The 11,834-nt window shown below is 68.7% G+C and carries 14 protein-coding genes; 13 read left to right on the forward strand and 1 reads right to left on the reverse strand.

The features are described 5' to 3' along the window. The first annotated feature begins 3 nt into the window (after positions 1-3). The 11 genes from ACIQFU_RS05580 to ACIQFU_RS05630 all read left to right on the forward strand — a co-directional run bounded on the left by ACIQFU_RS05580 (position 4) and on the right by ACIQFU_RS05630 (position 8,924). Positions 4-1,260: a CpaE family protein gene (locus ACIQFU_RS05580; RefSeq protein WP_402549162.1), complete on the forward strand. Its 1,257-nt coding sequence runs from the start codon at positions 4-6 to the stop codon at positions 1,258-1,260. Beyond that, entirely contained in the window at positions 1,257-1,658 is a 402-nt protein-coding gene (locus ACIQFU_RS05585) for a TadE/TadG family type IV pilus assembly protein (protein ID WP_402549164.1), read from the forward strand. Before ACIQFU_RS05580 ends, ACIQFU_RS05585 begins: the two co-directional genes overlap by 4 nt. 1 nt (position 1,659) lies before the next feature. Next, entirely contained in the window at positions 1,660-2,022 is a 363-nt protein-coding gene (locus ACIQFU_RS05590) for a TadE/TadG family type IV pilus assembly protein (protein ID WP_402549166.1), read from the forward strand. An 18-nt stretch (positions 2,023-2,040) separates the two neighbouring features. Continuing rightward, on the forward strand, positions 2,041-3,378 hold the full coding sequence (locus tag ACIQFU_RS05595) for a CpaF family protein (protein ID WP_402549167.1): 1,338 nt from the start codon (positions 2,041-2,043) through the stop codon (positions 3,376-3,378). Between the two features lie 9 nt (positions 3,379-3,387). After that, complete coding sequence (locus ACIQFU_RS05600) at positions 3,388-4,332, forward strand: type II secretion system F family protein (protein WP_402549169.1); 945 nt, start codon at positions 3,388-3,390, stop codon at positions 4,330-4,332. 19 nt (positions 4,333-4,351) lie between these two features. Continuing rightward, complete coding sequence (locus ACIQFU_RS05605) at positions 4,352-5,254, forward strand: DUF5936 domain-containing protein (protein ID WP_402549170.1); 903 nt, start codon at positions 4,352-4,354, stop codon at positions 5,252-5,254. Positions 5,255-5,585: 331 nt separating this feature from the next. Further along, the gene (locus ACIQFU_RS05610; protein WP_402549171.1) at positions 5,586-5,786 is read left to right on the forward strand and encodes a Flp family type IVb pilin; all 201 of its coding nucleotides are present in this window, start codon (positions 5,586-5,588) and stop codon (positions 5,784-5,786) included. Next, the gene (locus ACIQFU_RS05615; RefSeq protein WP_402549270.1) at positions 5,783-6,385 is read left to right on the forward strand and encodes a pilus assembly protein TadG-related protein; all 603 of its coding nucleotides are present in this window, start codon (positions 5,783-5,785) and stop codon (positions 6,383-6,385) included. The genes ACIQFU_RS05610 and ACIQFU_RS05615 overlap by 4 nt, the downstream gene beginning before the upstream one ends. 32 nt (positions 6,386-6,417) lie before the next feature. After that, complete coding sequence (locus ACIQFU_RS05620) at positions 6,418-6,996, forward strand: hypothetical protein (RefSeq protein ID WP_402549173.1); 579 nt, start codon at positions 6,418-6,420, stop codon at positions 6,994-6,996. Beyond that, complete coding sequence (locus ACIQFU_RS05625) at positions 6,993-7,616, forward strand: OmpA family protein (protein ID WP_402549174.1); 624 nt, start codon at positions 6,993-6,995, stop codon at positions 7,614-7,616. The genes ACIQFU_RS05620 and ACIQFU_RS05625 overlap by 4 nt, the downstream gene beginning before the upstream one ends. Positions 7,617-8,015: 399 nt before the next feature. Next, positions 8,016-8,924: a hypothetical protein gene (locus tag ACIQFU_RS05630; protein ID WP_402549175.1), complete on the forward strand. Its 909-nt coding sequence runs from the start codon at positions 8,016-8,018 to the stop codon at positions 8,922-8,924. A 56-nt stretch (positions 8,925-8,980) separates the two neighbouring features. Here ACIQFU_RS05630 and ACIQFU_RS05635 read toward each other — a convergent pair whose 3' ends face one another. After that, a complete protein-coding gene (locus tag ACIQFU_RS05635) occupies positions 8,981-9,358 on the reverse strand; it encodes a DUF192 domain-containing protein (protein ID WP_402549272.1) in 378 nt (125 codons plus the stop codon). A gap of 672 nt (positions 9,359-10,030) precedes the next feature. Here ACIQFU_RS05635 and ACIQFU_RS05640 point away from each other — a divergent pair. Further along, positions 10,031-10,717, forward strand: a complete 687-nt coding sequence (locus ACIQFU_RS05640; protein ID WP_402549176.1) for a hypothetical protein — start codon at positions 10,031-10,033, stop codon at positions 10,715-10,717. Beyond that, positions 10,714-11,736 (forward strand): hypothetical protein, encoded by a 1,023-nt coding sequence (locus tag ACIQFU_RS05645; protein WP_402549177.1) that lies wholly within the window; start codon positions 10,714-10,716, stop codon positions 11,734-11,736. Before ACIQFU_RS05640 ends, ACIQFU_RS05645 begins: the two co-directional genes overlap by 4 nt. Positions 11,737-11,834: the final 98 nt, after the last annotated feature.

Consider the following 11,834-nt stretch of genomic DNA (forward strand, 5'->3'; position numbering starts at 1 on the left):
CGTATGGCCACGAGGATCCTCCCGGCAGTCGGCGACCCGGACGCCGTACGGTCCCTCACGTCGCTGCTCAGTCAGCTGCCGGACGCCGAACCGGTCGCGCCGGTCGCCGACTCCACCCAGCTCGTCGACACCCTGGCCCGCCTCGCCGCCGAGTCGGTCGACGAACTGCCCGAGGTCGTCGTCGTCCACGAGCGCATCGGCCCGGTCCCGGCCCTGGAGCTGATCCGCGAGGTCGCCCTGCGCTTCCCGGCCGTCGGCGTCATCCTCGTCACCTCCGACCCAGGACCCGGCCTCTTCCAGGCCGCCATGGACTACGGCGCCCGCGGCCTGGTCGCCCTCCCGCTCGGCTACGAGGAACTCGCCAGCCGCGTCCAGGCGGTGGCCCAGTGGTCGGTGGGTGTACGCCGGCACCTCGGCAGCGCCGTCGACGTGTTCACCGGAAGCGGCGGCACCGTCGTCACCGTCAGCGGCGCGAAGGGCGGTGTCGGCGCCACGCTGACCGCCATCCAACTCGCCCTGGCGGCACAGGCGTCGGGCCGGTCCACCGCACTGCTCGACATGGACCTCCAGACCGGCGACGTCGCCTCCTACCTGGACGTCCAGTTCCGCCGATCCGTGGCCGACCTGGCCACCATCACCGACCTCTCCCCGCGCGTCCTGGCCGACGCCGTCTTCCGCCACGACAGCGGGCTCGCCCTGCTGCTCGCCCCCGGCGACGGCGAACGCGGCGAGGAGGTCACCGACCGCGCCGCCCGCCAGATCGTCGGTGCCCTGCGCTCCCGGTACGAGGTCGTCGTCATCGACTGCGGCGCCCAGCTCGGCGGGGCGGGCGCGGCCGCCGTGGAGACGGCCGACACGGCGCTGCTGGTCACCACCCCGGACGTGGTCGCCGTACGGGGCGCCAAGCGGGCGGTGCGGATGTGGGACCGGCTGCAGATCCGCAAGGCGGAGGAGACGACCGTGGTCGTCAACCGGCACACGCGGGGCACGGAGATCCAGCCCCCGCTGATCCAGCGCATCACCGGCACGGCGATGGCCGCCACCACGGTCCCGGCCAACTTCAAGGAACTCCAGGGCGCCGTGGACGCGGGCCGCGTCCACGAACTGGACGCCAAGAGCACCGTGAAGCAGGCCCTTTGGACCCTCGCGGGCGAACTCGGCCTGGCCGGCGTGCCCGACGGCGGCCGCAAGGGCCACGGGCGCCTGCGGCCGGACCGGGGCGCGACCGGTTTCCGGCGCCGGAAGGAGGGGGCGGGGTGAGCGTGTTACGCGGCCGGACACCGGCCCGGGACGGCGAAAGCGGCCAGGTCACCGTCGAGTTCCTCGGCATGACCCCGGTGATCGTGGCGACGCTGGTGGTGCTGTGGCAGCTCGTGCTCGTGGGATACACGTACACGCTCGCGGGGAATGCTGCCGACGAGGCGGTACGGGCGGCGACGGCGGCCGAGCGCGGGGCCCGGGACGGTGCGTGCCGGGAGGCGGGCCTGGACAAGCTGCCGGGCTCCTGGGAGGGAGGCGCCGAGGTGAACTGCGGCACCGCGGGCGGATACGTCACCGCCGACGTGCGCATCAAGGTCCCCATCCTCTTCCCGGGCACCGTCAGCGTCCCCTTCACCGTGCACGGACACGCGGGGGCCGTGGAAGAGGAGGACGACTGAGATGCCGCACTCCCACCGGGGACGCGCGAGGGACCGGGGCCAGGCGGCCATCGAGTACCTCGGCTTCCTCCCGGTCCTGGTCCTCGTCGGCATGGCCGTCGTACAGCTCGGCCTGATCGCGTACACCGCCCAGCAGGCCGGTACGGCGGCCCGCGCGGGGGCGCGCAACGCCTCGCTGGGGGAGAGCGCGGACGCGGCGTGTGCGGCGGCCGTCAGCAGCTGGCTGGCGGACCGTACCGACTGCCCGTCGCCGGGCGGCGGGAACGAGGTGACGGTCACCGCCACCGTCCACATCCCCTCGATCGTCCCCGGCTGGGACTTCGGGGACGCCACCCGGACGGCCACCATGCCGCTGGACCACTGACCGAGGAGCCGAGGACGCATGAGCCTGCGCGCACGCATCCACTCCCCCGAGGAGCACGGCAGCCGGGGCGAGGACGGACACCTGGTCGCGTCCTACCGGGCCAAACTCCTGGAGGAGATCGACCTCGCCGAGATGAGCTCGCTCGCCACGGCCGAGCGCCGGGCCCGCCTGGAACGGGTCCTCGGGCACATCATCAGCCGCGAGGGCCCGGTCCTGTCGACCGTCGAACGCTCCCAGCTGATCCGCCGGGTCGTGGACGAGGCACTGGGCCTCGGCATCCTGGAACCCTTGCTGGAAGACGCCTCGATCACGGAGATCATGGTCAACGGACCCGACGCGATCTTCGTGGAACGCGCCGGCCGCGTCGAGCAGTTGCCCCTCCGCTTCGCCTCCCACGACCAGCTGATGCAGACCATCGAGCGCATCGTCTCGACGGTCAACCGCCGCGTGGACGAGTCGAACCCGATGGTCGACGCCCGCCTCCCCTCCGGCGAGCGGGTGAACGTCATCATCCCCCCGCTCTCCCTCACCGGCGCCACACTCACCATCCGCCGCTTCCCGCGCTCCTTCACCCTCCAGGAGCTGATCGGCCTCGGCTCGCTCGACGAGAACATGCTCTACCTGCTGGCCGGCCTGGTGCAGGCCCGCTTCAACATCATCGTCTCGGGCGCGACCGGCACCGGAAAGACGACCCTCCTCAACGCCCTCTCCGGCCTCATCCCGGAGTCGGACCGGATCATCACCATCGAGGACTCGGCGGAACTCCAGCTCCAGCAGGCCCATGTGATCCGCCTGGAGTCCCGCCCGCCGAACGTGGAGGGCCAGGGCCGGGTGACCATCCGCGACCTGGTCCGCAACTCACTGCGCATGCGCCCCGACCGCATCGTCGTCGGCGAGGTGCGCGGCGGCGAGTCCCTGGACATGCTCCAGGCCATGTCCACGGGCCACGACGGCTCGCTGGCCACCGTCCACGCCAACAGCGCGGAGGACGCCCTGATGCGCCTGCAGACCCTGGCCTCGATGTCGGACGTGGAAATCCCCTTCGTCGCCCTGCACGACCAGATCAACAGCTCCGTCGACGTCCTGATCCAGCTCACCCGCTTCGCCGACGGCGCCCGCCGCATCACCGAGATCGCCCTGCTGGCCAGCCACGGCGGCGAGCCCTACCGCTTGGCCACGGTCGCCCGCTTCAAGGCCCGCCCGACGACCCCCGACGGCCGCGTCCTCGGCGCGTACGAGTACCACCCCCTCCCGCACCGTGCCGCCGAGCGCCTCTACATGGCGGGCCAGCCCGTCCCGCAGGTCTTCGGCGTGGCCCGCACACCGGAACAGCTCACCACCCGAGAAGCCAGGTAGGACCGCCCGATGGAACTGGACACGCTCGTCACGCTCACCACCGGCATCACGCTGCTGACCTGCGTCCTGGCGGTCATCGGTCTGCACTCCTACGCCGCCGGCAAGGCCCAGCGCGCGGCCCTGGTGGACCGTCTCACCGCGGCCGGCCGGACACCGGCGGCCGGACGCCGACGCCGCTTCCCGGGTCTGGACCGCCGCCTGCGCCGCACCGGGCTCGGCCGGAACCTGGAACGGCGTCTGTCGGCGACCGGCCTGGACGTGACCCCCGGCGAGTTCTTCGCATACATGCTGGCGACGGTCGCCGGCCTGTGGCTGATCGGCCAGGCGGCGCTGGCCCCCTTCTTCGGCCCGCTGGCAGGCGTCCTCGGCATCGGCGCAGCGATCCAGTTCCTCAACTGGCAACGCCAGAAACGCATCGAGAAGTTCATCAACCAGCTCCCCGAACTCGCCCGCATCCTCGCCAACGCCACCCAGGCCGGCCTCGCCCTGCGCACCGCGATCGGCATGGCGGCGGAGGAACTGGAGGCCCCGGCCGGCGAGGAACTGGGCAAGGTCGCCGACCAACTGGCCATCGGCGCCTCCATGGACGACGCCCTCGGCGAACTCGCCGGCCGACTCCCCTCCCGCGAGCTGGTGGTCCTGGTCACCACCCTCGTCCTGTCCAACCGCGCCGGCGGCCAGGTCGTCAGCGCGCTGCGCAACCTGACCCAGACCCTGGAGGAACGCAAGGAGACCCGGCGCGAGGTCCGCACCCAGCTGTCCCAGGTCACGATGACGTCATACGCCGTCCCCGTCCTGGGCATCGGCTCGTTGTTCCTGATGAACGGGGTGAAGGACGGTGCCCTGGAACGCATGACGGGCTCCCCGGCCGGCCAGATCGCGGTGATCACGGCCTTCGCGCTGTACGCCGTCGGCTTCGTCCTCATCCGCCGCCTGTCCCGCATCGACGTCTGAGAGGAGGCGAGCCACCCACATGGGACTCCCACTGCCCGCGATACTCCTGGCCCTCCTCATGGCCATGGGCGTCTGGGGCGCCTTCGCCGGCATCCGCATGTACCGTGCGGACGCCAGACTCCCCGACGACCTCGCCCTCGCCCTGGAGGTCGGCGCCACCCGCACCGGCGCGGCGCACTCCCTCATCGACCGCATGGGCATGCGCTACGCCCCCGCCGTGCTGCGCCTGATGGGCCCGGCCCTGGTCGCCAGGTACCGCCGCAGGATCGACCTGGCCGGCAACCCCGGCGGCCTCACCATCGACCGCTACGCCGCCCGCCGCGCGGTCTACGGCTTCCTGGGCGCGCTGGGCTTCCTCGTCTTCCTCCTCCGGGGCCAGTACCTGGTCGCCCTGCTCCTCCTCGCCTTCGGCGCCTTCTGGACGGAGGTGGGCATCTGGTCGGCCATCCGCATCCGCAGGGACGTCATCGAACGCACGCTCCCCGACTTCCTGGACGTCCTCGCGGTGGTGGTCAGCGCGGGCCTCGGCTTCCGCCAGGCCCTGGACCGGGTGTCGACGCGGTACGAGGGGCCCTGGGCCGACGAACTGCGCATCACGCTGCGCCAGATGGACCTCGGCATGAGCCGCCGGGAGGCCTTCGCGGAACTGCGCCGGCGCAACGACTCGGAACAGGTGGCGATGTTCGTGACGGCACTTCAGCAGGGCGAGGAACTGGGCGCCCCCATCGTCGAGACCCTGGTCTCCCTGGCCAAGGACATGCGCCGCACCGACGCCCAGAACGCCCGCCGCAAGGCCGCCCGCGCGGTCCCCAAGGCCACGCTGATGATCACGACGTTCATGGTCCCGGCCACGATGATCCTCCTCGGCGCGGGCCTGATCCTGGGGTCGGGGACGGACTTCGGCACGATCACGGGCGAGTAGGGGAGGAGGGACGGCGACATGGCGGTCAGACACCCGGGAGGGGAGGGGCACGTAAACAATCACAGTGCGATCGCACACGCAACGCTGACATCAACAACCATGGATTCTGGCCTCAGTAGCGCCCTTTCCGCACAAAACCTTTCGCACTTGCAATCGCCTGTGGGACAGTCGTTGTCTGGTACTCCCGACAGGCCGAGGTCCCAACCGAGCGCAAGGGGGGTGGAGATCGTGGACGCCACGACGTCCGGCACGACCAGCCAGCCGATCCCCGCCGCCCACCCGTACGTTCCGCACGAGGAACGCGGCTTCGCCCACCCTGGAGGGGAACACCATGACCAACTGGCTCCGCACCACCGCCGCACACCTGCACACCCACACCACCGACCGCCACAGGGACAGGGGCCAGACGGCGGTGGAGTACCTGGGAATCATCGCGGTGGTGGTGGCAATCGTACTGGCCATCACGGGGACGGACATCGGCGAGACGATCTACAACGCAATCACGGACAAGATCGACGAGTTGATCGGCTGACGCCGCACTTCAGTCGAGGGGATGCAGGGCAGGCCTTCCCCATCTACATCACAGTGGTGGCAGGCCTGCTCTTTCTCGCGCTTGCGTACCTCGCGGTCGGGCAAGCTGCCGCGAACCGTAGCGGGGCGCAGACGGCAGCCGATGCGGCCGCGCTCGCTGCGGCGCAGGAAGCCCGCGATCAGCTCGCTGGGGAATGGGTGGAGAACGTAGGCGATCCGGCCTCTTGGGAGCGCATTTTCAACGGGCTAGGTGCGGATCTCGATGACACGTGCTGGCGTGCTGCTCAACTTGCTTCGCGGAACGACGCCCATGTCGATGCCTGTGCACCAGACGGTCGACTCGGATACAGGGTGGAGGTCACGGCAGACGATCCGGTCGGGAAGTCGATCGTCCCAGGTACGGAGAACAAGCGCGCGCACGCCTCTGCTCTTGCGGTGATCGAACCCATTTGTGAGGTCGAGCCTCCCGATGGGGACGGGAAGGACGACGTTCCTCCCAGACTTACCTGTGAGGATCAGGAATGGGAACTGGATCCGGAGAAAAGTCCGGAGTTGCCGAAGCCCCAGGACTTGTTCGACGTACATCTGGCCGACAGCTAGTCGGGACGAAGAGCGAAAAAGGGAGCGGAGTGATGAGCATTTGGTGGGCCGGGAGGGGCCGCAGAGAACTGACTGCGTTGACTATTGCGGTCGGGCTGGCACTCGGCGTGAGCGGCTGCAGTGGTGGGGGCAGCGACGACAAGCGGCCTGAGGCATCAGCGTCCGCCACCGCAGAGAGTCAGTCGGACCCCACTGCTCAAGAGGGGACCGATTCGTCGCTGGCCGAACTCAGAGGCGAGAACGGACTACTGCTCACCATCGATTCCGCCCAACGTGACGCGGGGGGATTCGTGACGGTGAGTGGCGAGATCAAGAACGACGGTGCTGAGGCGGCGCGTGTCCCGATCCAAACAAGGGGCGACGAAACAGAGATCATGCGCCACGGTGGATCACTCGGCGGCGCCACGCTCGTGGACCCCGCCAAGAAGAAGCGCTATTACGTGCTTCGTGACACCGATGGCCGCCCCTTGACGACTACAGACATGCCGAGGATCAAGCCGGGAGTATCAATCCCTGTCTTCATGCAGTTCCCGGCGCCTCCTACAGACACGGTCAAGGTCACGTTTCAACTGCCTACGTTCGCTTCTGCGCCCATTGAGATCTCCGGATGAGGCGAACAATGACGTATATCCGCGTCACGGCGCTTCTCACCACGTCAGTGCTGACAGCCGCAAGTGTAGGCACGATCCAGTCCCACGCAGCTGACGACCCCCCGGGCACCGAACCCTCCGCCTCCGCCCCCGTGAAGGTCGACCCCAACGACCCCGACCTGAAGCTCCCCGACGGTGCCACGCTCGCGCAGGCGAAGGTGCTGGACATCAAGTCGGTGGTCGAAGAGCAGAGCGGTGACGAACGCCGCGAGGACACCAACACGAGCGTGACCCTCGCACTCCAGGCCGAGGTGCTGTTCGGCAAGGACAGCTCGAAACTCGGCGCGGAGGCGAAGTCCCGCATCAGAGGCATCGCCGAAGAGATCCGCAACCAGAACGCCACAAGGGTCCGCGTCTTCGGCTTCACCGACAACCTCGGCTCCTCCGCCCACGGCGACGTACTCTCCAAGCGCCGCGCCAACGCCGTACACGACGTCCTGTCCCAGTCCCTCGACGACGCCGGAATCACCTACGAGGTCCGCGGCTACGGCGAGCAGTACCCCATCGCCGACAACGCGACGGAGGCCGGCCGCAAGAAGAACCGCAGGGTGGAGGTCTCCTTCCCGCGCTCGGAGCCCTGACGCCCCATGAACAGGCGAACGCGCTCCCGCACCGGCGGCCTGACGACCCTCGCGGCCCAGACGGTGCTCACGACGGCCGCATGCAGCAACACATCGGCACCGGGCGACGCACCCCCACACCCTCCCCGCCCGCAACGCACGCCACCGACGTCAGTGTCTGCACAGACGGCGACTGCGAGATCACGGTGACCAAACCCGTGACCCTCCGCTTCCCGGTCCAGGGCTGCCTCACGTACCTCCCCGGCCGGCACGGCACTCCTCCACATCGTCTCGCCCTGACGCACGGGTGCTGCCGCGTCCGAGCGTGCTTCGGCGGCCGTCGAGCGTCTCACGCAACACCGGGCTGAGTATGTTGACGTGTTCGACGGTCAGCCCACCGGAGGAACGAGAGTGACGAGCATGAGCGGCGCCGCGGACCCGGACGGCACAGCGGGCGAGAGACGTGCACGGCGTCCGGTCCTGCCGGCGGTCGGCATCAGTTGCTACGTGCTCGCCGTCATCGCGGGAATGTACCTGCTGGAGGACGAGGTGGGAGCTGCCCTCCAGACCCTCCTGTTCATCGTCCACGGGTTTCTTCTCATGGCGCTGATCGAGAAGTTGGGGGCAACGGAGTCGAGTCCCGGTGCGGCCCTCTTCGTCGTGCTCGCTTCTGTGATGTGCGTGTATGTCGCCGCCGGGGCCCGCGACGACCTCACCCTGCAGCAGCGGGGCAATCGGGTCACTGCGACGGTCGTGAAGGAGTGGCTCGATCCGGCACAGGGACGCAAGGCGCGTGACCACAACTACGAGCTGGAGCACCAGGACGGCACGAGCGTCCCCGGCAGCGCCCTGAAGTCCATGTCCGACTCGTACGACGTCGGCCAGACCGTCACCGTGATCGAGGACCCCGAAGGCGAACTGCGCCCCCAGACACCGGGACAGGCGGACGCGACCGGCGACCTCGTCGGCGCGGGGGCGTTCGGCTTGGCCGCGCTCTGCGCGGTCGCCTGGATGGCATGGAGGGGGTCGGACACCGCGAAGCGGCGAGACGCGCGCGAGCCGACAGCCCGCCTGCGCAAGGCGTACCAGGCCGTCACCCGCAATCACACCACCCCCGTGCAGCAAGAGGAGAACCTGCGGCAGGCTCTACGGACCTGCCCTTCCGACAGACGTGGGTACATCAAGGCCAACCCCGAGGACTATCCCGACGTGTCCCACCGGCGAGCCGCCCGAATCGCCTGGGAGATGGGCCTGCGGGCGGAGGCAGCCGGCAACCGCGGCTCGTGGCGCTTCGCGGAGACCGTGGTCGAGGAAGTCCCGCACAGCTAGAAGCCCGACGAGAACACGAGCTGCGCCCCGACGGACGTCGTGCCGCCGTTCCCTGCTTACCTCTCCTCCTCGACCGCGATCCGCGTCCCCACCCGCACCCCCCACCCGGCCATGGCCCCGGCCTCCGCCTCCAGCACGTGCCGCGCACGCAGCCGGGGCAGCCCCAGCCTGCCGGGACGCATCGTACGTACGGCGATGACCTCGAGCCGACGGTCGAGGTAGGCGACATCGATGGGCATCCGCATCCGGAACGTGTGCACGCTGCCGGCGGGAGTCAGAAGCATCGCCCCGTCGACGGAGTCGCGGCCCAGCAGCCCTTTGGTGCGAGCGCGATAGGAACCCGCGATCTGCAGAGGAACGCGGACGGCCCCGCCACCGGCCTGCCCCTCCACGATCAGCGTGCCCACTCCGTCCACCCAGCGCCGCCGCCCCATGCCGTTGCCCTTCACGTTTGCCCTTCACCATTGCCCACCGGGTCCGCTCCCGAGTTGAAGGTATCCGCCCTTGAGCAGACCTGACATGGGGCCAGAGAGCCTCCGGGCAGAGGACAACCCCCGTCCAAGTCAGTAGCTGATCGTGATTCGCCGCCGTTCCACCCTGCTCGCAGCGCTCACGCTGACCGCCACTGCGGCCCTGACGTTGTCAGAAAGGACGAGAGCACGACGGCGAAGGCACGCAGCGAACCGTCGGAATCGCCAGGTGAGTCCCCCTCGTCTACGGAGGCAGCCGGCCGAGCCGACGTGGAGCGTCTGACGGACTTGAAGCCGATCTTCGAGAGTGCCGGGACCGGAGATCCGGTAAAGGATGCTGTTCTCGCCGACAATGCGGAGCGAATGCGTGCCGCCGACGCCGCGATAGCCGGGACAGACCCTGAGAGGGAGTAGGGACAAGGAGACCGGCAAGGTCGCCAAGACGCCCGCCCCCAAGGACAGCTACGTCCGGTGCAACACCAGGCTCGACAAGAATGCCGACGGTGGCTGGCAGACGTCTCAGATCATCTCTGCGGGAGTGGCGGCCCGGCGCCGGACGTAGTGAGGGTGTCGCGCAGGTTGGGATTCACTCTGGTGTCCCTCAACACCTGTGGATAGCGTTGCCTCGCTGAGGAGATGCCCCGTCCCACCCAGGAGCTGACCGTGATTCGCCGCCGACCCACCCTGCTCGCAGCGCTCACGCTGACCGCCACTGCGGCCTTGACGCTGTCCGCGTGCGGCAGCGACGACAGCCCCGGCAAGGGGGAGGACGAGATCGCGGGAGCGGACACGAGTAGTGAGCCGTCGACGCCATCGAGCGAAGCCGCTCCGGCTCAACCGGAGCGGCCGAAGATCACATTGCCGGCCGACGTGACGTACAAGTTCGAGTGGGGCAAGACTGGCGATCCAGTCAAGGATGCGGTGCTACGTGATGCCGAACAACGCATCAGGGCCGTGGACATGGCCATCGCGGAGCAGGACCCGCTGCACAAGGCCTACCGCTTCTACTCCGAAGGTGAGGCCGCCGCCGGGAGTGAAAAGTATATTCAGGACTTTGTCGATCACAAGGCTCGTACGACCGGATTGACTCGCTACTACAGCGAAAGCGTGAACGTCAAGGATGACGGTACCGCCGCACTTGTCTACTGCGAGGACCAGAGTAAATCGTTCAACAAGTTCCTCAAGACAGGGAAGACTGACGTCACGCAGGTGACGAAGGACAGTTACGTCGTGTATGCCAGCACGCTGCGCAAGAACAGCAAGGGCGTCTGGGTGACGGAGCGACTGGCTTCGGAACGGGGGAGTGCAAAGTGCCAGCCATGAATCGCCGAAGTTCCTTGGCACTGCCCTTGGGGCTTGCGGCCCTACTCCTCTCTGCGGTTGGTCCTGCTCACGCAGAGAAGGGATTTGGCGGCGGAACGGACGGACAGACCGAACAGCACGCCGACACGGGAGACGATGGCTCCGTCTCGGTCACGGTCGGCGGTGTCGTCTTTGACCGTTCGAAGAACGGCAGTGGTGATTCCGTAGGTGCGGTGACGTCCTCCACGTCGTGGTCGCCGCCGGCGTGCTGGTATGCCCCGAAGTACACGCCCCAGGAACTGCAGGACTACCTGGAGCCCATCTGGGAGGCCGAGTCCACGGGTTACCAGTGGGACGCCGAGCAGCGGAAGAAGTACAACGCGAAGGACGAGAAGAAGGGCTTCCACAAGGACAAGACGGGCAAGGGCTTCTGGTGGGGCTCGTACGTGAACGAGAGCTTCCCGCCGGGCTGGGACAAGTGCGACACGGACTACTTCTGGGTGGACAAGGGTGACCCTCCGCCCGCGGACAAGGAGAACGCCGTCACGCCCGAAGTCCTCGCCGAGCTCGCCTACGCGGAGATCCGCGTTCCCGGTACGGAAGTGACGCTCGCGCCCGCCGAGGCGACCAAGGTGAACCTTCCGACGTGGGCGTGGCTGGACGGTGCCGAGTTCAAACCGGTGTCGGTCACCGCCTCCGTGCAGGAGATCGGCATCAGTGCGACGGCCACGGCGGAGCCGGTCTCGATGCGGATCAAGGCGGGCACCCCGGACGCCGTGACCTACCCGGCATCCGGAGTCTGCGAAATCAAGGGCGGCCGTATCGGGGCGCCGTACGAGAAGGGCAAGGCGGACGACACGCCGCAGTGCGGGGTGAAGTACCTGCGGTCCTCCGGCGACGGAACATTCCCGCTCCAGGCGACGGTCACCTGGAAGATCCACTGGACGGGCACCGGCGGCGCGGGCGGCGACCTGCCCGACGGCACGTTCGGCGCCACCCAGGACGTCGTCGTTCAGGAGATTCAGGCTGTCAACCGCTGAGCGGTCCCGCCAGTCCTCAGGGCGGTGGCGAGCGTTTGGGCGTCACGAAAACCGGAAGTCATCGTTCCTCTCATCGGTGCAGTGGACCGGTGAGAGGG

The sequence above is a fragment of the Streptomyces sp. NPDC093065 genome (assembly GCF_044754585.1).
GTDB lineage: Bacteria > Actinomycetota > Actinomycetes > Streptomycetales > Streptomycetaceae > Streptomyces.